The following is a 23,832-nucleotide window of genomic DNA, read 5'->3' as shown; positions in this document are numbered from 1 at the left end:
CGGCGCCCGGAGTGGCCAACACGGCGCCCGGAGTGGCCAACACGGCGCCCGGAGTGGCCAACACGGCGCCCGGAGTGGCCAACACGGCGCCCGGAGTGGCCAACACGGCGCCCGGAGTGGCCAACACGGCGCCCGGAGTGGCCAACACAGCGCCCGGAGTGCGGGTGCTTAAACGTGCGCTCCGGCGCGCAGCAGCTCGGTGACGGCGGTGGCGTACCGGCCGATCACGACGTCCGCGACGCGCGGGTCGTCCGCCAGCGGTGCGGCGAGGAACGCGCCCGGGTCCGCTTCGCGGGCCAAGCGGGCGATCCGGTCCGGCAGCAGGCCCGGCGCCAGGAACCACGACGCCACGATCAGGTGTTGCACGCCGCGGTCCCGCAGCCGCGCGGCGGCCGCCGGGATGTCCGGCTGGGTCGCGCTCGCGAACGCCTCGCTCACCGGAAGGCCGAGCCGCTCTTCCCAGCGCGCGGCCAAACCGGTCACGACCGCGTTCGCCGAGGCGTTGGACGAGCCGACCGCGCTCAGCAGCACACCCGTGCCGCGCCGTCGCGGGGCCGCGGAAAGCCGATCGAGGGCGACCGCCTCCAACGCCGGGTCCGCGCCGAGAACGTCCGAGATCTGGACGCAGAAGCCGGGGCACTCGGCGGTCACCGACGACACCAGCGCCGGCAGGTCGACCCGGGCGTGGAACGCGCTGCCCAGCAGCAGCGGCACCACGACCGCCGTCCGGTGGCCGGCCTCGTACAACGAACGCAGGACATCGGTGACCCGAGGCTCCGAAAGGTCCAAAAAGGACTCGTGCACCGACAGTCCCGGCGCCCGCGCGCGCACGACGTCGGCCAGGGCCCGCACGGTCGACGCCGAGCGGGGGTCACGGCTGCCGTGCGCGACGGCGACCAGGGGCGGGGTCACGAGAACCGCTCACCCACCAGCCCGGCGGCCAGGGTGTCGCCGTCCTTCGGGTCGATCACCAGGAACGCACCGGTGCGCGGGCTGACGCCGTAGTCGTCGACGCTCAGCTCCTCGGCCAGCGTCAGGGTGACCAGGCCGATGTCGTTCAGCTCCAGCGAACCCGGCGCGGCCACGCTGGCCAGCTTCTGCTCGTCGAACCGCGCGTGCAGCTCGCCGACCAGCGCCTGCACCGTGCGCGCGCCGTGCTTGACCAGCACCCGCGCGCCCGGCTTGAGCGGCTTCGACGACAGCCAGCACAGCGTGCCGGTGATCTCGTCGGTCACCTCCGGCGGCGAGTCCGCGGCCGCGATCAGGTCGCCGCGGGAGATGTCGATGTCGTCGGCCAGCAGCAGCGTCACCGACGTCCCGGAACCGGCTTCTTCGAGCGGGCCGTCGGCGGTGTCGATCCGCTCCACGCGGCTGCGGATGCCTTGCGGCAGCACGACGATCTCGTCACCCGGGCGGACCGTGCCCGCGGCGATCTGGCCCGCGTAGCCGCGGTAATCCGGGTACTCGGGCGTGCGCGGGCGGATGACGTACTGCACCGGGAACCGCAGCGCCGAGTCGTGCGGGTCGGGCGCGACCGGCACCTCTTCCAGGTGCTCCAGCAGGCTCGGGCCGGAGTACCACGGCGTCCGGTCCGAGCGCGACGCGACGTTGTCGCCCTCCAGCGCCGACACCGGGACCGCGAGCACCGAACCACGCTGGTAGCCCAGGGATTCGGCGTGCGTGGCGAACTCCTCGGCGATCACCGTGAACGTCGCTTCGTCGTAGCCGACGAGGTCGATCTTGTTCACCGCGAGCACCAGCTGCGGCACGCCGAGCAGCGCGAGCACGGCCGCGTGCCGCCGGGTCTGCTCGATGACGCCCTTGCGCGCGTCGACCAGCAGCACGGCCAGCTGCGCGGTGGACGCGCCGGTCACCGTGTTGCGCGTGTACTGCACGTGCCCCGGCGTGTCGGCCAGCACGAACGACCGCTTCGGCGTCGCGAAGTAGCGGTAGGCGACGTCGATGGTGATGCCCTGCTCGCGTTCCGAGCGCAGGCCGTCGACGAGCAGGGACAGGTCCGGTGTGGACAGTCCCTTGTCGACGGACGCGCGGGTGACGGCGTCCAGCTGGTCGGCCAGCACGGACTTCGTGTCGTAGAGCAGCCGGCCGACGAGCGTGGACTTGCCGTCGTCGACGCTGCCCGCCGTCGCGAGCCGCAATAGGCTGGACATCAGAAGTACCCCTCACGCTTGCGGTCTTCCATGGCCGCCTCGGACATCCGGTCGTCGGCGCGGGTGGCGCCGCGCTCGGTGAGCCGCGAGGCGGACACCTCGGCGATGACCTCTTCGACGGTGCTCGCGGTGGACTCGATCGCGCCGGTGCACGAGCCGTCGCCGACGGTCCGGTAGCGCACGGTCCGCTCACGGACCTCTTCGCCCGGTCGCGGCCCGCCCCACGGGCCTTCGGCGAGCCACATGCCGTCGCGCAGGTACACCTCGCGCTGGTGCGCGTAGTAGATCGACGGCAGCTCGACCTTTTCGCGGGCGATGTAGTTCCAGACGTCCGCCTCGGTCCAGTTGGACAGCGGGAAGACGCGGACCTGCTCGCCCGGGCGGTGCCGGCCGTTGTACAGGTTCCACAGCTCGGGCCGCTGGCGACGCGGCTCCCACTGGCCGAAGGCGTTGCGGAGGCTGAAGATCCGCTCCTTGGCCCGGGCGCGCTCCTCGTCGCGGCGGCCGCCGCCGAACACGGCGTCGAACTTGTTCGCCGAGATGGTGTCGAGCAACGGCGTGGTCTGCAACGGGTTGCGCATCCCGTCGGCGCGTTCCTCCAGGCGCCCGTCGTCGATCCAGTCCTGGACCTTCGCGACGACCAGGCGCAGCCCGTGCTGCTCGACGACGCGGTCGCGGAACTCGATGACCTCGTCGAAGTTGTGCCCGGTGTCGACGTGCAGCAGCGGGAACGGCACCGGCGCCGGCCAGAACGCCTTGATCGCCAGGTGCAGCAGCAGCGTCGAGTCCTTGCCGCCGGAGAACAGGATCACCGGGCGGTCGAACTCGCCGGCCACCTCCCGGAAGATGTGGATCGCTTCGGATTCGAGAGCGGCCAGGTTGTCCTGTGCCAGGGGGGTCTGGGGGTTTCCCCAGGACGGCACAGTGGCCGCGGGTTCCAAAGTTGTCATGCGTCCCTCGGTGTCTGACATCAGCCGTGCAGTCCGCACTCGGTCTTCGACTGGCCCGCCCACCGGCCGCTGCGGGCGTCCTGGCCCGGCTCGACCCTGGCCGTGCAGGGCGCGCAGCCGATCGAGAGGTAGCCGATCGAGACCAGCGGGTTCTCGAGGATCCCGTGCTCGGCGATGTAGCCGTTGAACTCGTCGTCGGTCCAGGCCGCGATCGGGTTGATCTTCACCAGGCCGTTGCGGTCGTCCCAGGTGACGATCGGGGTGTTCGCGCGGGTCGGCGCGTCGACCCGGCGGACGCCGGTGATCCACGCCGAGTAGTTGCCGAGGGTCTTGCGCAGCGGCACGACCTTGCGCAGGTTGCAGCACAGCGTGGGGTCGCGGTCGTGCAGCTTCTCGCCGTACTCGGCGTCCTGCTCGGCGACGCTCTGCTCGGCCTGCGCGTTGACGATCTTGACGTTCGGGTAGACCGCCTGCACCGCGTCGCGGGTGCCGATCGTCTCGGCGAAGTGGTACCCGGTCTCCAGGAACAGAACGTCCACGTCGGACTTCGCCTTCGTGGCGAGGTCGATCAGCACGGCGTCCTGCATGTTGGACGCGACGATGAAGTCGTCGCCGAACGTGTCGACGGTCCAGCGGATCGCCTCGTCCGCGGTCGCGTCCGCGAGTTCCTTCGAAGCGCGTTCGGCGAGGGTCTTGTAGTCGGCTGTGGCGGTCATCGGGACACCTCCGGGAGGGACAGTCCGAGGAACTTCACCGAGAAAACCCGGCGACAAGCGGAACACAGCCAGCTGCCGTTCTCTTCCGGGCGCAGGTCCTCGTCGCCGCAGTACGGGCAGTAGTACGGCGCCGCGCGTTCGGTGCTCGTCACTGCAAAACGCTCTCTTCGGCACGCGCCGCCCACTGCGGGAACCGCTCGCCGGGTTCGCGCCCGGTGACGTAAGCGCGCACGACGCGTTCGACGTACCCGGTCAGTTCCGCCGCGGTCACCTTGTGCCCGCGCAGCTTCCGGCCGAACCCGGCGTCGAGGCCGAGGCCGCCGCCGAGGTGCACCTGGAAGCCCTCGACCTGGTTGCCGTCGGCGTCGGTGACGATCTGGCCCTTGAGGCCGATGTCCGCGGTCTGGATCCGCGCGCAGGAGTTGGGGCAGCCGTTGAGGTGCACGCTGACCGGGGTGTCCAGCTCGGCCTGGATGTCGGCGAGGGACTTCTCCAGGTCCGTGACCAGCTGCTGCGCGCGGGCCTTCGTCTCGACGATGGCGAGCTTGCAGAACTCCAGCCCGGTGCAGGCCATCACCCCGCGCCGCCACGGCGATGGGTTGCTGTCGAGACCCAGCTCGACCAGCGCCGCCTGCAGTGCCGGCACCTGCGCCTCGGGGACGTCGAGCACGACGAGCTTCTGCTGCGGGGTGAGCCGGACTCGGTTCGACCCGGCCCGCTCGGCGGCCTCGGCGACGGCGACGAGCGTGTCACCGGAGACGCGCCCGGCGATCGGCGCCGCGCCGACGTAGAACTTGCCGTCGACCTGCGGGTGCACCCCGACGTGGTCGATCGGGGCCGCGGGGGTCTCCGGCGCCGGGCCGTCGATCAGCTCGCGCTTGAGGTACTCGTCCTGCAGCACCTGGCGGAACTTCTCGGCACCCCAGTCCTTGACCAGGAACTTGATCCGGGCGCGGGCCCGCAGCCGCCGGTAGCCGTAGTCGCGGAAGAGCGAGATGACGCCTTCCCAGACGTCCGGGATCTCGTCGCGCGGCACCCACGCGCCGAGGCGCTGCCCGATCATCGGGTTGGTGGACAGGCCGCCGCCGACCCAGAGGTCGAAGCCGGGACCGTGCTCGGGGTGGTTCACGCCGACGAACGCGATGTCGTGGATCTCGTGCGCGACGTCGGACTGGCCGGAGATGGCGGTCTTGAACTTGCGCGGCAGGTTCGAGTAGGCCGGGTCGCCGATGTAGCGGCGCTTGATCTCGTCGATCGCCGGCGTGCCGTCGATGACCTCGTCCGCCGCGATGCCCGCGACGGGGGAGCCGAGGATGACGCGCGGGCTGTCGCCGCAGGCCTCCATCGTGGTCATGCCGGACTTCTCCAGCTTGTCCCAGATCGTCGGCACATCTTCGATCTGAATCCAGTGGTACTGGATGTTCTGCCGGTCGGTGATGTCGGCGGTGCCGCGCGCGTGCGTCTGGGAGATCTCGCCGAGCACGGCGAGCTGCTCGGTGGTCAGCGCGCCGCCGTCGAGCCGGACGCGCAGCATGAAGTAGCGGTCGTCCAGCTCCTCCGGCTCCAGCGTCGCGGTGCGGCCGCCGTCGATGCCGGGCTTGCGCTGGGTGTAGAGGCCGAACCAGCGGAACCGGCCGCGCAGGTCGCCGGGGTCGATGGCGTCGAACCCGCGGTGGGCGTAGATGTTCTCGATTCGCGCGCGCACGTTCAGCGGGTTGTCGTCCTTCTTGGACCGCTCGTTCGGGTTCAGCGGCTCCCGGTAACCGAGCGCCCACTGCCCTTCGCCGCGCTTCTGCTTGACGCGCGCGGGGCGGGCGGGGGTATCACGCGTTGGCGAGGCCATGGGGGCGTCCTCCGAGAGGCTTTTCGTGGCACCGGGGGACGCGAAACACCTTCCCTCCGGCGCCGCTGTCCAGATTTCGTGGCAGTGGTGGCGACGCAGTCAGCGAACGGGCACGCAGAGGGCACTGGCGACCCGCAGGAGGTCGACGTGGCGGCGTGCCACGAGGAGAACACCGGCAGAAGTCACCCGCTCAGCGTGCCACGCGTCCACAATGTGGTCCAGCGCAGTCCGGATGGTGGGAGAAGGGTCACTAACCAGCGAAAATGCGCGCCCAAGCGGGCCCGCGACCTGCGTCTCGGAGGCGCCGGGCCCGCCGCGGCCGGTGTCAACCGCTCGACGGCCGGGTCGGTGGGGGCCGGACAGCGCAGCGGCTCTCGTCTTGCCCGGCGTGGGCGGCGGCTCGGTGAGCGGCCTTGACCCGAACGGGCCCTCAGCGGGGGTCAGGCCGTGGCGGGGTGGACAATCGGAGGGTGCCCGACCTGCGTCCCGACCCCGCCACACCGATCGACCCGGCGTTGCCGGAAAGCGCGCTGAAGGGTCTCGGCAGCAGAGCGTTCGGCGTCTACGTGCACGTCCCGTTCTGCGCGACCCGCTGCGGGTACTGCGACTTCAACACCTACACCGCGGGCGAACTGGACTCCGGCTCGTCACCGCAGTCGTGGCTCGAAGGGCTGCGCCGGGAGCTGGAACTGGCCGCGAAGGTGCTGGTCGTGCCGCCCGCCGCGGAGACGGTCTTCGTCGGGGGCGGCACGCCGTCGCTGCTCGGCGCCGACGGGCTGCGGTCGGTGCTCGACGCCGTCCGCGACGTCTTCGGCCTCGCGCCCGGCGCCGAGGTCACCACCGAGTCGAACCCGGAGTCGACGTCGCCGGAGTTCTTCGCCGGGATCCGCGAGGCCGGCTACACGCGGGTGTCGCTGGGGATGCAGTCCGCGGCGCGGCACGTGCTCAAGATCCTCGACCGTGTGCACACGCCGGGCCGGCCCGGGAAGGCCGCCGCCGAAGCGCGCGCGGCCGGGTTCGAGCACGTGAACCTGGACGTGATCTACGGCACGCCCGGCGAGCGCCGCGAAGACCTGCAGGCGACGCTGGAGGCCGTGCTGGCCGCCGGGGTCGACCACGTCTCGGCGTACGCGCTGATCGTCGAGGAGGGCACCGCGCTGGCCCGCCGCGTCCGCCGCGGCGAGCTGCCCGCGCCGGACGACGACGTGCTGGCCGCGGACTACGAGATGATCGACGCGACCCTGTCGGCGGCCGGCCTGAGCTGGTACGAGGTGTCGAACTGGGCGGCCACCGACGCCGCCCGCTGCCGCCACAACCTCGCCTACTGGCGTGGTGACGACTGGTGGGGCGCCGGTCCGGGCGCGCACAGCCACGTCGGCGGGGTGCGCTGGTGGAACGTCAAGCACCCGGCGCGCTACACGTCGCTGCTCGCCGCCGGCGCCTCGCCCGCGGGCGGGCGCGAGGTGCTCACCGACGAGGACCAGCACCTCGAACGGATCATGCTCGAACTGCGCGTCGCCGAAGGACTGCCGCTGGACGTGCTGGACGAGCCGGGCCTGGCGGAGGCCCGGGCGGCGGCGGCCGAAGGGCTGCTCGATCCGTCCGCATTGGACTCCCGCGGCCGCGCGGTGCTGACCGACCGCGGCCGCCTGCTGGCCGACGGTGTCGTCCGCCGGCTTGCGGGATGAGGCCGTCCCGGGCATAAATCGCCGGCGCACGTCGTTACTTGCATCAAGCAACGACGTTCGAGGAGGGCCCATGGCGCGCGCGATCAGGTTCGGCGAGTACGGCGAAGCGGACGTCCTGCGGGTGGAAGACGTCCCGCGGCCCGCGCCCGGACCGGGCCAGGTGCTCGTCGAGGTCCGCGCCGCCGGGATCAACCCCGGGGAGAGCTCGATCAGACGCGGTCTGCTGCACGACCGCTGGCCGGCGACCTTCCCTTCGGGCCAGGGCAGCGACTTCGCCGGCGTGGTCGCCGAACTCGGCGAAGGCGTCGAGGAGATCGAGGTCGGCGACGAGGTCATCGGCTTCGTCGAGACCCGGTCCAGCCAGGCGGAGTTCGTCGTGGCACCGGCGGAGAACCTGACGCCGCGCCCCGACGGCGTGTCCTGGGAAGCGGCCGGTTCGCTGTTCGTCGCCGGCGCCACCGCGTACGCCGCGGTGCGCGCGGTGTACCCGCGCGAAGGCGAGACGGTCGTCGTCTCGGGGGCCGCGGGCGGGGTCGGCTCGCTGGCCGTCCAGCTCGCGAAGCTGTCCGGGGCCACGGTGATCGGCCTCGCGAGCGAGGCGAACCACGCGTGGCTGCGCAAGCTCGACGTCGTCCCGGTCGCGTACGGCGAGGGTGTCGAAGACCGGATCAAGGCCGCGGCGCCGAACGGCGTCCAGGCGTTCGTCGACACCTACGGCTCCGGCTACGTCGACCTCGCGCTGCGCCTCGGCGTCTACGCGGGCCGGATCGACACGATCATCGACTTCGCCGCGGCCGAGAAGTACAACGTGAAGGCCGAGGGCAGCGCCGCCGCGTCGTCGGCGGACGTCCTGCGCGAGCTGGCGACGCTGATCGCCAAGGGCCTGCTGGAGGTGCCCATCGCGAGCGTGTACCCGCTCGACGAGGTGCAGCACGCCTACCTCGAGCTGGAGCAGCGCCACACGCGCGGCAAGATCGTCCTGGTCCCCTGACGCTCACGTGTTCCTGGCCGCGACCACCTTCACACCGGCCAGGAACACGTCGAGCGCGAACTCGAGCCGCTCGGTCGCGGTCTCCTCGGTGAAGAACTCGCCCATGAGCAGCATGTTCGGGAACGCGTCCGCGGGCAGCGACCGCATGTAGGCCAGCATCTGCTTCCCGCGCTCGGAGACGTCGTCGGCGTCGATCTCGCCCCACGTCCAGCCGCTCGCCTCGTACGCGTACGCCTTGGCGTAGAGCGAAAGCGCGTCTCCCGCGAAGCTCGCCTGCTTGAGGTCGAGCCCGCCCGCGCGCAGCAGCGCGAGCATCGCTTCGCCCTGGTGCAGTGAGCTGGGGTTGACCGGCACGGCGATGTTCCACGCCACCCGCGCGATGCCCGGGTGCGCGACCATCGCGCGGATCTGCGCGCCGACCAGCTCTTTCACCTGCTCGTCCCAGCGTGCCGGGTCGGGGTCCGGCAGCGGCAGGTCGCCCAGGACGGCGTCGAGCATCAGCTCCGCCAGTTCGTCCTTGTTCGACACGTGCGCGTAGAGCGACGCGGGTCCCGTCTCCAGCTCCTGCGCGACCCGGCGCATCGTCACCGCGTCGAAGCCCTCCTTCGCCAGGATCTCCAGCGCCGTCTTGACGACGAGCTCCTGCGAGAGCGCGGGTTTCGCGGCGCGGCGGCGCGGGGGGCGGCGCCACGGCGGCGGGGGAACGGTCAACGAGCACCTCCTGGGTTCACGAACGTAACGAACACTGTACTTGACGCGAACGTCGTTCGTATGTAGAACGGTGTTCGTAAGACGAACAGCGTTCGCGAAGGGGATCTCATGACCACGACCACCGCCGAAGCCGACGTCCGCGCCGTGCTCGACCGGCTCACGCAGGCCTGGAACGACGGCGACGCCACCGCGTACGGCCGGCTCTTCACCGATGACGCGGACTACATCACCTTCTTCGGGCTGAACATGCCCGGCCGGGCCGCGATCGAGAGCGGGCACCGCGCGCTCTTCGAAGGGCCACTGAAGGGCTCGAAGCTGACTGGGAACCTCGGCGCCGAGACCAAGGTGCGGTTCGTCCGGCCGGACGTCGCCATCGCCGTGGTGGGCGGCGGCTCCTCGCTCGGCGGCGGCGAGACCGCCGACGCCGGCCGCGAGTCCACCGTCGGTTTCGCGCTGGTCCGGGAGGACGGCGAATGGCTGATCACGGCGTTCCAGAACACCCGCGTCTCGGATCCGCGCGGGTGAAAACGCTTGCGGAGGCCTCGGGAGTCGTCGCGCGCCCCGCGGCGGAGGTGTTCGAAGAGGTGCGGCGGCGGGTGACCGGCGGCTACCCGATGCGGACGGAGATCGACCCCGACCGGGGTTTCCTCGCGGTCCAGGGTGGCTGGTGGTACCGCGGCGAATACCGCGTCACGGCCGATCCGGCCGGCACGCGCGTCGATCACCGCGTGGTCAACGTGGCGTCCTGGGGGCGCTGGGGTGTGCCGCTGGCCAACCGGTTCTTCCTCGGGTTCCGGGCGCGGACGGCTGTCGCTTTCGCCCGGATGCTGGAAGAACTCGGTCGGCCGGATGGCCCGGAGCCGCTTCCGGCGCGTAGGGTGACTTAGGTAAGCCTTAGTACTTGAGCGAGGAGTTGGCCGATGGCCGAAGCACCCCGGCGGTCCGGACGGCCCGCGGTGAAGCTGCGCGTGCTGCGCACCGAGCGGCTCACCCCGCACATGATCCGGATCGTCGCGGGCGGGGACGGCATCGCCGATTTCGCGCCCAACGCCTTCACGGACGCCTACGTGAAGGTCCTGTTCAAGGTGCCCGGCGTCGTGTACCCGGAGCCGTTCGACGTCCAGGAGATCCGGGCCGCGCTCCCGCGCGAGCAGTGGCCGCGGATGCGGTCCTACACGGTCCGGGCGTTCGACCCGCAGGCCGGCGAGCTGGTCTTCGACTTCGTGCACCACGGTGACGAAGGCATCGCCGGCCCGTGGGCGGCCTCGGCCCAGCCCGGTGACGAGCTGCTGCTGTCCGGCCCGGGTGGCGCGTACGCGCCGGGCGCCGACGCCGACTGGCACCTGCTGGCCGGCGACGAGAGCGCGCTGCCGGCCATCGCGGCGTCGCTCGAGGCGCTCCCGGCCGGCGTCCCGGCGCACGCCGTGATCCTGGTCGAGGACGCGAGCGAGGAGCAGGCGCTGGTCACCAAGGCGGACGCGCAGATCACCTGGCTGCACCGCGCGTCGGGCGGCGACGTCACCGCGGCGGTGCGGGCGCTGCCGTGGCGTGCGGGCGTCGTGCAGGCGTTCGTGCACGGTGAGGCGGGCTTCGTCCGCGACCTGCGCCGGTACCTGCTCGACGAGCGGGGCGTGCGGCGCGAGCTGCTGTCGATCTCCGGCTACTGGCGCGTCGGCAAGGACGACGAAGCCTGGCGCGAAGAGAAAGCGGCCGAGCGCGCGCGGGAGAAGTAACCTCGCTGCATGGGTGAGCTGAAGGTAGACGTCGACCCGGCCGAGGCCGGGTTCGACGCGGCGCGGCTGAAGCGGATCGACGACCACTTCGCCCGGTATGTCGACAATGGACGGTTGCCCGGCTGGCTCGCGGTGGTGAGCAGGCACGGCAAGATCGTGCACGTCGGCAGCGGCGGCCATCGCGACGTCGAGGCCGGGCTGCCGGTCGAGCCGGACACGCTCTGGCGGATCTTCTCGATGACCAAGCCGATCACGTCGGTCGCCGCGATGATCCTCGCCGAAGAGGGTCTCCTGGAGCTGGACGACCCGATCTCGCAGTGGCTGCCGGAGTTCGCGTCGCCGCGGGTGTTCGTCAAGGGATCGGCGCTGAAGCCGCTGACCGAGCCCGCCACGGCCCCGATCCGGGTGTGGCACCTGCTGACGCACACGGCGGGCCTGACGTACGGCTTCCACCACGGCCACCCGGTGGACGCGATCTACCGCGCGGCCGGCTTCGAGTGGGGCACCCCGCCGGGTCTGGACCTGGCCGCGTGTTCCGAGCAGTGGGCGAAGCTGCCGCTGCTGTTCCAGCCCGGGGCGGAGTGGAACTACTCGATCGCGACGGACGTCCTCGGCCGCGTCGTCGAGGTGGTGTCCGGCCAGTCGCTGGACGAGTTCTTCGCCTCCCGCATCTTCGGCCCGCTGGGCATGACGGACACGGGTTTCTTCACGTCCGACACCGACCGCCTGGCGGCGATGTACCTACCGGACCCTTCTTCTGGCGGGATCTCGAGGAACGACGCGTTCGGAGCACTGGGCACGTCCCGCCCCTCGTGCCTCTCGGGCGGCGGCGGCCTGGTGTCTTCGGCGCCGGACTACTGGCGTTTCACGGAGATGCTGCTGCGCGGCGGCGAACTCGAGGGCACCCGCGTGCTGGCCCCGCGGACGGTCGAGCTGATGGCGAGCAACCACCTGCCGGGCCACGTGGACCTGGAGGCGTTCGGCCGGCCGCTGTTCGCGGAGATGCCGTTCGACGGCCACGGCTTCGGTCTCGGGTTTTCGGTCCTGGAGGACCCGGTGAAGGCCCGCACGGTGGCATCGACCGGAGAATTCGCCTGGGGCGGCGCGGCGAGCACGGCGTTCTGGGTGGATCCCCTCGAGGACGTGACAGTGGGGTTCTACACACAGCTGCTGCCGTCGAGCACCTACCGGCTGCGACCGCAGCTGCGGCAGCTGGTCTATCAAGCGCTCGTGGACTGAGGTTCCTCGACGACGTCGGTGGCGATCGGGGGTGCGGCCACGTACCGCGCCACCGTTCGCCGCAGGTGGTCGGCGTGGGTGTAGATCTCCTCCACGCTCGTGATCGGGATCCGGGTCTCGGCCTTGTTCTCGTCGAAGACGCCGAGGTACTTCTTCGAGCGGTTGAACCACAGCCGCGCGATGGGCTTGCGGTTGTTGTCGTCCAGCAGCACGCCGAAGTAGGTCTTGGTGTCGCGGGCGGCGATCCTCGCGGCCGGCACCTCGCCGCAGACGATGGCGCGGACCACCCGGTAGCCCTCCAGCTCTTCCTCGGTGGTGACGAGGTCGTCCTCCCGGTCGGGGCTTTCGGCGACCGGCGGTCCGGCTTGCGGCGCGGTGTCGGTTCCGGTTCCCGTGGAGACGCTGACGTAGGCGTCGGGCCCGCCGAGTGCGTTCTTCAGGCGGTCGTTGACCTGCTCGTTCAGGAACTGGCGAGTCGCCTTGCTCACCAGCGGGCCGAACTGCTCGCGCACGCGCTGGGTGAACGCCCCTTCGTAGACCCGCGTCGTCAGGAACTTCACCCACTCGTCCTCCGGCTCCTTGAACTGCGCCGCGAGGATCCGCTTCAGCTGCCCGATGTACTTCAGCTCGCCGGCCGCGCTGATGACCGAGTCGAGGTCGAAGTCCTCCTTCGTGAGCTTCGCCAGTTCGGGCAGCAGGGTCTCGTCGATGTCCGCGAAGTCCATCACCAGGAACGGCTTGGCGTCCATCCGGTTCGGCGCGTCGAGGTCGGTGTAGAACTGGTAGACCTGCCCGTTGGTCAGCACGGCGATCCGCGCGTTCGTGACGGCGAAGTAGCGGAAGAGCTGCGAGGCGTGCTCGATCCGGAGCGGGTCGTTGATCTTCTTGGCCTCGACGAGGACCTGCACCTGCCCGTTGTGCACGATCGCGTAGTCGATCTTCTCACCCCGCTTGGTGCCCACGTCGGCGGTGAACTCGGGGATCACCTCGGCCGGGTTGAACACGTCGTAGCCGAGCACGGTGCTGATGAACGGCATCACGAAGGCGTTCTTGGTCGCCTCTTCGGTCTCGATGCCGTCCTTGTGCTTGCGGATCTTCAGGGCGAGTGCTTGCGCGCGCTCCGCGATGTCCATGCCGGTGCCGATCTCTGCGGGAACTGATCAAGCGCCAGAGTCGCCGCGGCCGTCCGGTCTGTTACGGACCGGACGGCCGGGCGTTCCGGGTCAGCCGAACGGGCCCTGGTCCGGCGCGCAGATCGTGCCCCGGGCCGGGACTGTGCCCGTCAGGAAATAGGCGTCCAGCGACTTGTCGACACACGCGCTCTTGCCGCGGGAACCGTGGCCGTACGTGTCCAGAGTCAGCAGGCGCGCGTTGGCCAGCAGCTTCTCCGTTCGCTGAGCTCCGTCGTACGGGGTTTCCAGGTCGCCCTGGCGGTTGGCGAGCAGGAGGATCGGCGCCGTCGGGCGGTTCCACGGGCCGGTGTAGCGGCCCGGGTCCGCGACGTCCCAAGTCGCGCACGGGAGCGTCTTGTAGACGTCGTACGGGCCGAAGCCGCGGCCTACTCGGTCGGCTGCGCGGGCGTATCCCGCCCAGACCGCCGGGTCACGGGGGTTCGCCGCGTCCGAACACAGGGTTGCGCCGCCGCCCAGCATCGAATCGACGTCCGGGGGGCCGCCGGGGACAGCAGGGGCCGGGGACGCCGGGTCCGCCAGGGCCCGGAGGTACGCCGCCAGCTGTGGGGCCGCCTGGGCGTCCGTCAGGTAGTTGTGGATCTGGGCGATCGCGCTCTGGTACGTGACGACGACCTGGCGCCCGGCGGTGTCGGTCACGGTGATCCGGCCAGCGGCCAAGCGATCGAGGATGGCCGAATAGTCGAAGTCGCAGCGAGCGGCGCAGGCGTCCAAAAAGGACTGCAGGGCCCGCGGGCCGTCGACGTAGCCCGCCAGGCGGTAGCTCATCGGGCCCGCGCCGGTCGCCCAGCGCGACGGGTCGTCGACGGCGTCCAGGGCCAGCGTGCCGACGCGGCCGGGGAACAGGTTCGCGTACGTCTCGCCGATGTACGTGCCGTACGACTTCCCGTAGTAGCGCAGCTTCGACTCGCCGAACGCGGCGCGCAGCCGGTCCAGGTCGCGGGCGATCGTGCCGGTGGACAGGTGGTTCGCCAGCGGCCCGGCGTTCTGCTCGCACAGGTCGGTCACGGTCTGGGTGTCCGCGATCTGCTGCTGCTCGGCGGCCGGCGTCAGCGGGAACGTCCCGAGCGCCCGCTGCAGCACTTCCAGCTGCGACGGGTCGGTGAAGCAGTGGATCTTCGCACTCGCCCCGACCCCGCGCGGGTCGATCCCGACGATGTCGTAGCGAGTGTGGAGGAAAGGCGTCAACGCCGGGGCGAAGCGGCCGGACGAGCCCGGGCCGCCGGGGTTGTAGAAGATCGTGCCCAGCTTGTGGGCCTGGTCGGTGGCGGGCAGACGGCCGATCGCGACCGACACCGTCCCGGCCGAAGAGTCCTGATAGGACAGAGGGACGTCGAGGCGGCCGCAGTCGTACCCGCCCGGCGAGCCGGCGGGGCAGGTTTCCCAGACGATTCCGGCGGGGCTCGCCGCTGCCGCGGGCGCGAGTGCGCCCACCGCGAGCGTGGCGGCCCCCAGAGCCAGCGCAGCACGGAGTTTCGGAGATTTCATGGGCCCGATCGTCCCGCCGCCGGGACCGGGGGCGCGCTGGTGCGCGCCCCCGGAACCGAGGTAGGGCGAGCCCTACACACGGCTTTCAGGCGGTCAGCTTCGGGATGATCTGCGAGCCGTATGACGCCAGGGTCGCCTCGCGGTCGTCGTGCATCAGGTACAGCGCGAACTGGTCGACGCCCAGCTCGGCCAGCTCCTGCAGGCGGGACACGTGCGCCGAAGGCGGGCCCAGCAGGCAGAAGCGGTCGACGATCTCGTCCGGGACGAACTCCGTCGACGGGTTGCCCGCCTTGCCGTGGTGGCTGTAGTCGTACCCCTCCCGCTCGCGGATGTAGTCGGTCAGCTCCTTCGGCACCGCACCGGAAGATCCGTAACGCGCGACCAGGTCGGCGACGTGGTTGCCGACCATCCCGCCGAACCAGCGCAGCTGCTCGCGCTGGTGCGCCAGGTCGTCGCCGACGTACGCCGGGGCCGCGACGCAGATCGTGATGCCGCCCGGGTCGCGCCCGGCCGCGCGCGCCGCGTCCCGCACCGCGCCGATCGTCCAGCGCGCGATCGCCGGGTCCGCGCACTGCAGGATGAAGCCGTCGGCGTGCTCGCCGACCGTCTTCAGCGCCTTCGGCCCGTACCCGGCCATCCACATTTCGAGCCGGCCGCCCGAGATCCACGGGATCTGCACGGTCGTGTCGTTCATCTCGACCGCCCGCCCTTCGGCGAGCTCCTTGACCACGTGCATGCAGTCGCGCACGGTGGCCAAAGTGGACGGTGGCTTCCCGACGACCCGGTGCGCGGAGTCGCCGCGGCCGATGCCGCAGACCGTCCGGTTGCCGTACATGTCGTTGAGCGTGGCGAACGTCGACGCCATCACCGACCAGTCCCGGGTGCCCGGGCTGGTCACCATCGGTCCGACCACCAGCGACGACGTCGCGGCCAGGATCGCCGAGTAGATGACGAACGGCTCCTGCCACAGCACGCAGGAGTCGAACGTCCAGCCGTAGCGGAACCCGGCGTCCTCGGCGTCCTTCATCAGCCGCACGACGTCCCGCGCGGGCGGGTCCGTCTGCAGCACGATCCCGAAGTCCATGGGCCGCTCCTAGTTCAGGTACTGGTTCAGCGAGCGGGACAGGAACTTGCCGTGTGACGTCGACCCGGTGAACCCGTCAGGCGACACCACGACCCGCCCACGGGACAGCACCGTGTGCACGCGACCGGTCAGCTCGAACCCTTCGTACGCCGAGTAGTCCACGTTCATGTGGTGCGTCTCGGCCGACAGCGTCTGGGTCGCCGCAGGGTCGTAGACGACGATGTCGGCGTCCGAACCCGCGGCGATCACGCCCTTGCGCGGGTACAGCCCGAACATCCGCGCTGGCGTCGCCGAGCACGTCTCGACCCAGCGCCCGAGCGTCAGCTCACCCGCGACGACGCCCTGGTGCAGCAGGTCCATCCGGTGCTCGACGCCGGGCATGCCGTTCGGGATCGCCCGGAAGTCGCCGCGGCCCAGCTCCTTCTGGTCCTTGAAGCAGAACGGGCAGTGGTCGGTCGACACCACGGACAGGTCGTTCGTCCGCAACCCGCGCCACAGGTCGGCCTGGTGCGACTTCTCCCGCAGCGGCGGCGATGCGACGTACTTCGCGCCCTCGAAGTCCGGCTTCGCCAGGTCTTCGATAGAGAGGTACAGGTACTGCGGGCACGTCTCGGCGAAGACGTTCTGCCCCTCGTTGCGTGCTTCCGCGACCGCCGCAAGCGCTTGCGACGCCGAGAGGTGCACGATGTAGAGCGGCGAGCCGGTGACCTTCGCGAGCTGGATCGCCCGTGACGTCGCCTCGCCCTCCAGCTCCGGCGGCCGGGTCAGGCCGTGCTGCACCGGGTCGGTCTTTCCGGCGGCCACCGCCTGCGCGGCCAGCTGGTCGATCGCGATGCCGTTTTCCGCGTGCATCATGATCGTGGCGCCGATCTCGCGCGCCTTCTGCATAGCCAGCAGGATTTCGCCGTCGGTCGAATAGAACACGCCCGGGTAGGCCATGAACATCTTGAAGCTGCCGACCCCGGCGTCGACGCAGGCTTCCATCTCCTTCAGCGACTGGTCGTTGACGTCGGAGACGATCATGTGGAAGCCGTAGTCGATCGCGCAGTTGCCGTCGGCCTTGCCGTGCCACTTGTCCATGGTGGACAGCAGCGACGTGCCCTTGGCCTGCACGGCGAAGTCGATGATCGTCGTCGTGCCGCCCCACGCCGCCGCCGTGGTACCGGTGGCGAACGTGTCGACGGAGTGCGTGCCGCCGAACGGCATCTCCATGTGCGTGTGTGCGTCGATCCCGCCGGGCAGCACGTACTTGCCGGTCGCGTCGATCGTCTCGTCGCCGGACAGCGCGCCGGGCGCGCCGACGGCGGCGATGGTCTCGCCGTCCACCAGCACGTCCGCCAGGAGCGCGCCCGACGGCGAAACGACCTGACCGCCCTTGATGAGCGTGGTCATCAGGCCTCCGTGAGGGGGCCGTAGGTGTCCGGCCGGCGGTCGCGGTAGAACGCCCACAGGTCCCGGACCTCGTCGATCAGGGTCATGTCGAGGTCGCGGATGACGACCTCGTCGTCGGTGTCGGACGCGGCGTCGCCGATCAGCTGGCCGCGCGGGTCGGCGAAGTACGTCTGACCGTAGAAGTCGTTCTCGCCCAGGGGTTCCACACCGACGCGGTTGATCGCGCCGACGAAGTACTCGTTCGCCACCGCGGCGGCCGGCTGCTCCAGCTTCCACAGGTACTGCGACAGGCCGCGGCTGGTCGCCGACGGGTTGAACACGATCTTCGCGCCCGCCAGGCCCAGCGCGCGCCAGCCCTCCGGGAAGTGCCGCTCGTAGCAGATGTAGACGCCGATGCGGCCCACGGCGGTGTCGAACACCGGGTAGCCCAGGTTGCCGGGCCGGAAGTAGAACTTCTCCCAGAACCCCTTGACCTGCGGGATGTGGTTCTTGCGGTGCTTGCCGAGGTACGTGCCGTCGGCGTCGATCACCGCGGCGGTGTTGTAGTACACGCCGGGCTGCTCGACCTCGTACATCGGCACGATCAGCACCACGCCGTGGCGCTCGGCGACCTCCTGCATGAGCTTGGTCGTCGGCCCGTCCGGGATACCCTCGGTGTAGGAGTAGAACTCGGTGTCCTGCACCTGGCAGAAGTAGGGGCCGTAGAACAGTTCCTGCAGGCAGACGACCTGGGCGCCCTGCGAGGCGGCGGAGGCGATGTGGTCCACCGCCGCCTTGATCATGGACTCCTTGTCACCCGTCCACCGCTGCTGGATCAATGCGGCTCGGACCACGCTCACTGGCTTCCTCCTTGTTCGATGATGCGGACAGGGCGGCGAAGACGACGAACGCCGAGACGAAGCCGACCACCCAGTTGTAGTCGTAAAGCGGCTTGAGGAACGGGATGAGCCCGCTGTCGGGGAACGGCCCGCCATACGCGCCACCGACCGAAAGAACGGCTCCCACCAGCGTCGCGACCAGGGCGCGCCAGTTCCAGCCGCCGCTGAACCAATACACCCCATCGGGTGTGTAGAGGTCCTTCAGCTTGAGCTTCGTGCGGGCGATCACCCAGTACCCGGCGACGAGCACCCCGGCGACCGCGCCGAGCAGGCCGCCGTAGAAGCCGAGCCACGCGAAGATGTAGATGTTGGGGTCGGAGTAGAGGCGCCACGGCTGGATCAGGACGCCGATGACGCCGGTGATCCCGCCGCCGATCGCGAAGGTGATCTTCTTCGGGAAGGCGTTGGAGAAGTCGTAGGACGGGCTGACGACGTTGGCCGCGAGGTTCGCCGAGATCGTCGCGAGCACCAGCGCGACCAGCGCGACGACGACCACGACCGGGCTGGTGAACTTGTCGGCCAGCTGCGCCGGGTCCCAGATGTCCTCGCCGTAGAGGACGTGCCCGCCCGAGGTGGTCAGGATGGCCACGATCGCGATGAACGTCATCGTCGTCGGCAGGCCGAGGATCTGGCCGCGGACCTGCTTGCGCTGGCTGCCGCCGAAGCGCGTGAAGTCCGGCATGTTGAGCGAGAGCGTCGACCAGAACGCGATCATCGCCATCAGCGACGGCGCGAACACCTTCCAGAAGTCGGGGCCCCAGCCGAGCTTGCCGCCGTCGGCCAGGATCGGGCCGAGCCCGCCCGCCTTGACCAGCACGTACCCGAGCATGATCAGGAAGCCGACCGACACCAGCGGTGCCGTCCAGTTCTCGAACCGGCGGACCGCGTCCATGCCGCGCCAGATGATCAGCATCTGGCCGATCCAGAACACCACGAAGGACAGCCACAGCGTCCAGTGCTGCCCGGCGATCATCGGCGCGTCCCGCCACCCCGAGCCGAGCAGGCGGCCGAGGATGACGTAGATGGCCTCGCCGCCGACCCAGGTCTGGATGCCGAACCAGCCGCACGCGATGAACGCCCGCAGCAGCGCGGCCAGGTTGGCGCCGCGCATGCCGTAGAAGGCGCGGGCGAACACCGGGAACGGGATGCCGTACTTCGTGCCGGCGTGGCTGTTGAGCAGCATCGGCGCCAGCACGACCAGGTTGCCGATGGTGATGGTGATGAGCGCCTGCACCCAGTTCATGCCGAGGGCGATCAGCGACGCGGCCAGTGCGTAGCTGGGGATGTTGTGGGCCATCCCCATCCAGAGCGCGAAGTAGTTGTAGGTGGTCCAGGTTCGCTTTTGGACGGGGACGGGGGCCAGTTCGTCGTTGAAGAACCGGCTGCCTTCGAGAGACCGGACGTCACCGGGTTCGAGCTCGACCCGGCCGTCCTCGTGCACGCGCTGGTCTGCGGGTGTCGGCGCCATTGCGGAATCTTCCGCGCCGGTGCGCGCGGGTGGCATTGGCAGACTGTTCACTCTTCGCCGCGTCGGAACGCAGACTGTCGATTGCGTTCACGTCGTGGCAATGCATGACGTACGTCACACATCACGCCGTAGTCCTGACGCAACCTCTTCGCAACACGCAGGCCCCGTGACCTGCCGGTTCGTGTCTCCACAGGATCTCCACAGTTCGCGCCGACCGTCTCCACCTCCGGTGCTTAAAGTCGCCCCTATGGAACTGGGTGGACGGCGCGTGCTGGTCGTCGAGGACGACGTCACGATCGCCGCGTCGATCGCGGCCCGGCTGCGGGCCGAGGGGTTCACCGTGGAGGTCGCCCACGACGGGCCGGCCGCGGTCGAAGCCGAGGCGTCCTGGGAGCCGGCGCTGGTGGTGCTGGACGTGATGCTCCCGGGCTTCGACGGCCTGGAGGTCTGCCGCCGGATCCAGGGGCGGCGGCCGGTGCCGGTGCTCATGCTGACCGCGCGCGCCGATGAGACGGACATGCTGGTCGGGCTCGGCGTCGGCGCCGACGACTACCTCACGAAGCCGTTTTCGATGCGGGTCCTGACGGCCCGGGTGCACGCGCTGCTCCGGCGCGTCGAGCGGTCTTCGTCCGCGCACGGTGCGCGGATCGTGCTGGGCGACCTCGAGATCGACGTCGACCAGCGGCGCGTCACCCGGGCCGGGGTGGCGGCGCAGCTGACGCCGATCGAGTTCGACCTGCTGGTGCACTTCGCGCGGCGGCCGCGGGTGGTGCAGCCGCGGGAACGGCTGCTCTCGGAGGTGTGGGCCTGGGACGTGCACGGCACGTCCGCGGGGACGCGGGCGGTGGACAGCCACATCAAGGCCCTCCGGCGGAAGCTCGGCGCGGACCTGATCCGCACCGTGCACGGCGTCGGCTACGCGCTGGAGGCGGGATCGTGAAGCGCGTCATCGTGACGGTGGCCGAGCTGCTGCCGCGGCCGCTCGACCGCGTCCGGTCGATCAAGCTGAAGCTGGCGATCCTGATGCTCGCGTCCGGCGGGGTCGCGTTCGCGTTCTTCAACTGGCAGATCGGCTGGCTGCCGCCGAAGACGACGATCACCGCGATGGTGCTGGCCCTGGTGCTTTCGCAGGTGCTGGCCCACGGGATGACCCGGCCGCTACGCGAGATGACGGCGGCCGCGCGGGAGATGGCGAAGGGCGACTACACGCGCCGCATCCGCGCCACCACGCGGGACGAGGTGGGCGAGCTGGCGCAGGCGTTCAGCCAGATGGCGGGCGATCTCGGCGACGCGGACCGGCAGCGCCGCGAGCTGGTGGCGAACGTGTCCCACGAGCTGCGGACGCCGATCACGGCGTTGAGCGGGGTGCTGGAGAACCTCGTCGACGGCGTCGAGGACCCGGACCCGGCGACGCTGAAGACGGCGCTGCAGCAGACCGAGCGGCTGGCGACGCTGGTCGACGAGCTGCTGGACCTGTCGCGGCTGGACGCGGGGGCCATCCCGCTGCACAAGACGTCGTTCCCGCTGGCCGGGTTGTTGTCGGACGTCGTCGGCGAGGCGGCTTTCGCGGGCCGCGGCGTGCGGTTCGAGGTGGCGGTGACGCCGCCGGAAGCGGTCGTGACGGCGGACCGTGGCCGGCTGTTCCAGGTGGTCGCGAACCTGCTGGAGAACGCGGCCCGCCACGGGCCCGCGGGCGGCGTGGTGCGGATCCTCGCGGAGACGCGGGTGGGTGAGGTGCGCATCGACGTGTGCGACGAAGGCCCGGGCATCGCCCCGGCGGACCGCACGCGCGTGTTCGAGCGCTTCACGCGCGGCGAGCGGCCGACCGGCGGCGGCACGGGGCTGGGGCTGGCGATCGCGCGGTGGGCGGTGGAGCTGCACGGCGGCTCGATCGGCGTGGTGGAGCCGTCGGCGGGAACCGGCGGCCGGATCCGGGTGACCCTCCCGACGGCCTGAGTGCCGGGGGTCGTGAGTGGTAATGCGGGTTAGAACCCTCATTGCCACTCACGAGACGGTGAGCAGAGCGGCACCTGACATTTGCGAACGTGAACGCGAGTACGCGAGAAAGCAGGCGAAATGCCCAAGTCCAGTGTCGGTGGCGGCGGTGTGCCGCGGGGGAAGCGCTCGGCCGGGCCTCGGGTGGCGGAGGCGCCGGAAGGTGCGGCCGAGCCGGTTGATGCGATCGCCGCGGGAAGTGGTGACGCGCGGCCGGGTGCAGTGGCGGGTGGTGTAGGCGCGGTAGGAAGTGGCAGCGCGCGGCGGGGCGCGGTTGCTGGTGGTGCGCCGGGATTTGGTGCTGCCGTGGGGCGGGAACCAGGGATGGGCGGTGGGTCGGGTGCGGGTGGTGGCGTGGCCGTTGCTGCGCCCCCGGTGTTGATGCGGCCGCTGCCGCCGCCCAAGTCCGCTGTGGTGCCACTGCCGCCTGCGGTTCTTCCGGCCGCCGGGGTGGCCGGGGTGGTCGCCGCGCTGGTGCTGCCCGTCTGGCGGCCCGGGATCGGGTGGCTGCTCACCGGGATCGCCGTCGTCGGGGCCGTCGTCGTCGCCGATCGGCGGGCGCGGGAAGGCCAAGACGGGACCTTCACCTGGCGCAACGCCGGGTGGGCCGCCCTCTCCCTCGCGCTGCTGAGCATGGGGGCCGTCCGGGCGTCCGGGTGGTTGTTCGTCCTCTGCGTGCTGGGCGCCGTCGTCAGCGGATCGCTGGCACTGGTGGGAAAACGGACCGTCCACACCGTTCTCTACGACATGCTCGCCGTCCCGCTCGAAGCGCTGCGGGCGGTTCCGTGGGCCGGGCGCGGACTCGGGAAGTTCACCGCCCGCCGCGACGGCGTGGCCCGGCGGATCGCGCTCGCCGTGCTGGCCGCCGCGGTGCTCGTCGCCGTCTTCGTGCCGCTGCTCGCCAGTGCCGACGCCGCCTTCGCCGCGCTCGTTCGCGCGATGATCCCCGACCTCAGCGTCGCGACCGTCGTGCGGTGGTGTCTCGTCTTCGTGGTCGCCGCGTCGGTCGTCGCCGGGGCCTGTTACTTCCTCGCCGCGCCACCGCCTCGGGCGACCGCCGACCGGCCACACCGGAGCAAGTACGGTCTGGAGTGGACAGTCCCGCTCGTCGTCCTCGTGCTGCTCTTCAGCGTCTTCGTCGCGGTCCGGCTGGTAGCGCTCTTCGGCGGCACCGAGTACGTCCTGCGCACCAGCGGCCTGACCGCGGCCGAATACGCCCGTGGCGGCTTCTGGCAGCTCTGCGCGGTCACGGTGCTGACGCTCGCCATCGTCGCGGCGGCGCTGCGCTGGGCGCCGGACGTCACCCGGGCCGACCGGCTCCGCCAGCGCGTCCTGCTCGGGGCGCTCAGCGGGCTCAGCCTGGTGCTCGTCGGGTCCGCGTTGAGTCGCATGTGGACCTACCAGGAGGCCTACGGCTTCACGGTGTTGCGGCTGCTGGTCGAAGTCTGCGAGCTGTGGTTCGGCGCGGTTTTCGTGCTGGTGATCGCCTCGCTGGTCAAGCTGCGCTCGACGTGGCTGCCCCGCGCGGCCATCGGCACCGCCGCCGCGGCGCTGCTCACGCTCGCCCTCCTCGATCCGGAACGGCTCATCGCCGACGCCAACCTCGACCGCGCCGCCGCCGGAAAGCCCCTGGACCACAGCTATCTCGGCGGGTTCTCGACGGACGTCGTCCCGGTCGTCTCGGCGCGGCTGGCCGAGCCGATGCGCACCTGCGTGCTGCGGCGGATCCTCGCCGACGACACCCCGGACGGCTGGCCCGCCTGGAACCTCAGCCGCGCGACGGCGCGCGAGGTCACTCTCGGCCGGTGCGGCTGAACCGAACGGCGCGTTCGTGCGTGGTCCATGAGGTCGAGCGGGAGCCACCGGGCCGTCGTGGGGGCGGCCCGGCGGCTCCCGCGCGCGAAACCGTGCTCGGAAGGCGCTGCGTCAGAAAGCGAAGACGTCGTCGGAGTCGCGGACGGCCTCGCAGCGGTTGGCGTAGGTCGTGCGGAACGACACCGGCCGGCCGCGCCAGGTGCCGGCCACCGTGATGTCGACCGGGGCGTAGATCAGCGTGCACGCCTGGTGCCGGCCGCGGATGCGGGTGAAGTCGCCGTTCACGCTTTCGAGGACGTCGCACGCCTTCCCGCGCTTCGGGTGCGTGCCGCCGGTCGGGTCGCAGGTCAGCACGACCGAGCCGATCCGGTCGGCGGTGTCGTGGCTGGTCAGCTGCAACGTCGACGCCGGCGGCTGCGCGGGCGCGAGACAGCTCAGGCTCAGCAGGCAGGCAGCGAACGGGAGGAGGGCCATATCGGT

24 protein-coding genes are annotated in these 23,832 nt (G+C 70.9%); 9 read left to right on the top strand and 15 right to left on the bottom strand.

All coding sequences use genetic code 11. The features are described from left to right. Nucleotides 1–168: 168 nt before the first annotated feature. The 7 genes from ACLJQZ_RS43930 to ACLJQZ_RS43900 form a co-directional block, all read right to left on the bottom strand. Complete coding sequence (locus ACLJQZ_RS43930) at nucleotides 169–912, bottom strand: sirohydrochlorin chelatase (RefSeq protein ID WP_410627168.1); 744 nt, start codon at nucleotides 910–912, stop codon at nucleotides 169–171. After that, nucleotides 909–2,171, bottom strand: a complete 1,263-nt coding sequence (locus tag ACLJQZ_RS43925) for a sulfate adenylyltransferase subunit 1 (protein ID WP_410627166.1) — start codon at nucleotides 2,169–2,171, stop codon at nucleotides 909–911. Before ACLJQZ_RS43925 ends, ACLJQZ_RS43930 begins: the two co-directional genes overlap by 4 nt. Further along, complete coding sequence (gene cysD / locus ACLJQZ_RS43920) at nucleotides 2,171–3,121, bottom strand: sulfate adenylyltransferase subunit CysD (protein WP_410627164.1); 951 nt, start codon at nucleotides 3,119–3,121, stop codon at nucleotides 2,171–2,173. Before cysD ends, ACLJQZ_RS43925 begins: the two co-directional genes overlap by 1 nt. A gap of 20 nt (nucleotides 3,122–3,141) precedes the next feature. After that, the gene (locus ACLJQZ_RS43915) at nucleotides 3,142–3,837 is read right to left on the bottom strand and encodes a phosphoadenylyl-sulfate reductase (RefSeq protein ID WP_326943300.1); all 696 of its coding nucleotides are present in this window, start codon (nucleotides 3,835–3,837) and stop codon (nucleotides 3,142–3,144) included. Beyond that, nucleotides 3,834–3,989 (bottom strand): Insertion element protein, encoded by a 156-nt coding sequence (locus ACLJQZ_RS43910; protein WP_328451118.1) that lies wholly within the window; start codon nucleotides 3,987–3,989, stop codon nucleotides 3,834–3,836. Before ACLJQZ_RS43910 ends, ACLJQZ_RS43915 begins: the two co-directional genes overlap by 4 nt. Further along, the gene (locus ACLJQZ_RS43905) at nucleotides 3,986–5,680 is read right to left on the bottom strand and encodes a nitrite/sulfite reductase (RefSeq protein WP_410627162.1); all 1,695 of its coding nucleotides are present in this window, start codon (nucleotides 5,678–5,680) and stop codon (nucleotides 3,986–3,988) included. Before ACLJQZ_RS43905 ends, ACLJQZ_RS43910 begins: the two co-directional genes overlap by 4 nt. A gap of 99 nt (nucleotides 5,681–5,779) precedes the next feature. Then, a complete protein-coding gene (locus tag ACLJQZ_RS43900) occupies nucleotides 5,780–5,866 on the bottom strand; it encodes a putative leader peptide (RefSeq protein ID WP_371827718.1) in 87 nt (28 codons plus the stop codon). A 269-nt stretch (nucleotides 5,867–6,135) separates the two neighbouring features. Here ACLJQZ_RS43900 and hemW point away from each other — a divergent pair, with 269 nt between their 5' ends. Both hemW and ACLJQZ_RS43890 read left to right on the top strand, forming a co-directional pair. After that, nucleotides 6,136–7,368 carry a radical SAM family heme chaperone HemW gene (gene hemW, locus ACLJQZ_RS43895; RefSeq protein ID WP_410627160.1) on the top strand — a complete coding sequence of 411 codons (1,233 nt, stop codon included), beginning with the start codon at nucleotides 6,136–6,138 and terminating at the stop codon, nucleotides 7,366–7,368. A 70-nt stretch (nucleotides 7,369–7,438) separates the two neighbouring features. Next, nucleotides 7,439–8,359, top strand: a complete 921-nt coding sequence (locus tag ACLJQZ_RS43890) for an NADP-dependent oxidoreductase (RefSeq protein WP_326959478.1) — start codon at nucleotides 7,439–7,441, stop codon at nucleotides 8,357–8,359. A 3-nt stretch (nucleotides 8,360–8,362) separates the two neighbouring features. Here ACLJQZ_RS43890 and ACLJQZ_RS43885 read toward each other — a convergent pair whose 3' ends face one another. Further along, nucleotides 8,363–9,070, bottom strand: coding sequence for a TetR/AcrR family transcriptional regulator (locus ACLJQZ_RS43885; RefSeq protein WP_410627158.1), 708 nt, complete (start codon nucleotides 9,068–9,070; stop codon nucleotides 8,363–8,365). Between the two features lie 108 nt (nucleotides 9,071–9,178). Here ACLJQZ_RS43885 and ACLJQZ_RS43880 point away from each other — a divergent pair, with 108 nt between their 5' ends. From ACLJQZ_RS43880 to ACLJQZ_RS43865, 4 genes are read left to right on the top strand one after another with little or no spacing between them, the layout of a single operon-like run. Beyond that, nucleotides 9,179–9,595, top strand: coding sequence for an SgcJ/EcaC family oxidoreductase (locus ACLJQZ_RS43880; protein ID WP_410627156.1), 417 nt, complete (start codon nucleotides 9,179–9,181; stop codon nucleotides 9,593–9,595). After that, complete coding sequence (locus tag ACLJQZ_RS43875; protein WP_410627154.1) at nucleotides 9,592–9,957, top strand: hypothetical protein; 366 nt, start codon at nucleotides 9,592–9,594, stop codon at nucleotides 9,955–9,957. The genes ACLJQZ_RS43880 and ACLJQZ_RS43875 overlap by 4 nt, the downstream gene beginning before the upstream one ends. Nucleotides 9,958–9,990: 33 nt before the next feature. Beyond that, nucleotides 9,991–10,803, top strand: a complete 813-nt coding sequence (locus ACLJQZ_RS43870) for a siderophore-interacting protein (protein WP_410627152.1) — start codon at nucleotides 9,991–9,993, stop codon at nucleotides 10,801–10,803. 9 nt (nucleotides 10,804–10,812) lie between these two features. Further along, nucleotides 10,813–12,042 (top strand): serine hydrolase domain-containing protein, encoded by a 1,230-nt coding sequence (locus ACLJQZ_RS43865; RefSeq protein ID WP_410627150.1) that lies wholly within the window; start codon nucleotides 10,813–10,815, stop codon nucleotides 12,040–12,042. Here the strand turns inward: ACLJQZ_RS43865 and ACLJQZ_RS43860 are convergent. The 6 genes from ACLJQZ_RS43860 to ACLJQZ_RS43835 all read right to left on the bottom strand — a co-directional run bounded on the left by ACLJQZ_RS43860 (nucleotide 12,024) and on the right by ACLJQZ_RS43835 (nucleotide 19,542). Further along, a complete protein-coding gene (locus ACLJQZ_RS43860) occupies nucleotides 12,024–13,175 on the bottom strand; it encodes a type I restriction endonuclease (RefSeq protein ID WP_410627148.1) in 1,152 nt (383 codons plus the stop codon). The genes ACLJQZ_RS43865 and ACLJQZ_RS43860 overlap by 19 nt on opposite strands. Before the next feature lie 90 nt (nucleotides 13,176–13,265). Further along, nucleotides 13,266–14,720, bottom strand: coding sequence for an alpha/beta hydrolase (locus tag ACLJQZ_RS43855; protein WP_410627146.1), 1,455 nt, complete (start codon nucleotides 14,718–14,720; stop codon nucleotides 13,266–13,268). Nucleotides 14,721–14,805: 85 nt separating this feature from the next. Further along, entirely contained in the window at nucleotides 14,806–15,804 is a 999-nt protein-coding gene (locus ACLJQZ_RS43850; RefSeq protein WP_410627144.1) for a TIGR03842 family LLM class F420-dependent oxidoreductase, read from the bottom strand. Between the two features lie 9 nt (nucleotides 15,805–15,813). Beyond that, nucleotides 15,814–17,196 carry a dihydropyrimidinase gene (hydA, locus tag ACLJQZ_RS43845; RefSeq protein ID WP_410627142.1) on the bottom strand — a complete coding sequence of 461 codons (1,383 nt, stop codon included), beginning with the start codon at nucleotides 17,194–17,196 and terminating at the stop codon, nucleotides 15,814–15,816. Further along, nucleotides 17,196–17,978 (bottom strand): nitrilase-related carbon-nitrogen hydrolase, encoded by a 783-nt coding sequence (locus ACLJQZ_RS43840; RefSeq protein ID WP_323336108.1) that lies wholly within the window; start codon nucleotides 17,976–17,978, stop codon nucleotides 17,196–17,198. Before ACLJQZ_RS43840 ends, hydA begins: the two co-directional genes overlap by 1 nt. A 10-nt stretch (nucleotides 17,979–17,988) precedes the next feature. Next, nucleotides 17,989–19,542 (bottom strand): NCS1 family nucleobase:cation symporter-1, encoded by a 1,554-nt coding sequence (locus tag ACLJQZ_RS43835; protein WP_410627140.1) that lies wholly within the window; start codon nucleotides 19,540–19,542, stop codon nucleotides 17,989–17,991. A 247-nt stretch (nucleotides 19,543–19,789) separates the two neighbouring features. Here ACLJQZ_RS43835 and ACLJQZ_RS43830 point away from each other — a divergent pair, with 247 nt between their 5' ends. The 3 genes from ACLJQZ_RS43830 to ACLJQZ_RS43820 all read left to right on the top strand — a co-directional run bounded on the left by ACLJQZ_RS43830 (nucleotide 19,790) and on the right by ACLJQZ_RS43820 (nucleotide 23,352). Then, nucleotides 19,790–20,482, top strand: a complete 693-nt coding sequence (locus tag ACLJQZ_RS43830) for a response regulator transcription factor (protein WP_410627138.1) — start codon at nucleotides 19,790–19,792, stop codon at nucleotides 20,480–20,482. Beyond that, nucleotides 20,479–21,498 carry an ATP-binding protein gene (locus ACLJQZ_RS43825; protein ID WP_326943286.1) on the top strand — a complete coding sequence of 340 codons (1,020 nt, stop codon included), beginning with the start codon at nucleotides 20,479–20,481 and terminating at the stop codon, nucleotides 21,496–21,498. Before ACLJQZ_RS43830 ends, ACLJQZ_RS43825 begins: the two co-directional genes overlap by 4 nt. 363 nt (nucleotides 21,499–21,861) lie before the next feature. After that, on the top strand, nucleotides 21,862–23,352 hold the full coding sequence (locus tag ACLJQZ_RS43820; protein ID WP_410627175.1) for a DUF4173 domain-containing protein: 1,491 nt from the start codon (nucleotides 21,862–21,864) through the stop codon (nucleotides 23,350–23,352). Nucleotides 23,353–23,463: 111 nt separating this feature from the next. Here the strand turns inward: ACLJQZ_RS43820 and ACLJQZ_RS43815 are convergent, their stop codons facing one another. Beyond that, nucleotides 23,464–23,826, bottom strand: coding sequence for an SSI family serine proteinase inhibitor (locus ACLJQZ_RS43815; RefSeq protein WP_410627136.1), 363 nt, complete (start codon nucleotides 23,824–23,826; stop codon nucleotides 23,464–23,466). Between the last annotated feature and the right edge of the window lie 6 nt (nucleotides 23,827–23,832).

The organism is Amycolatopsis sp. cmx-8-4 (genome assembly GCF_046548675.1).
Taxonomy (GTDB): domain Bacteria; phylum Actinomycetota; class Actinomycetes; order Mycobacteriales; family Pseudonocardiaceae; genus Amycolatopsis.
Note: the sequence above shows the minus strand (reverse complement) of the source record. Positions and strands in the feature narration are given on the sequence as shown.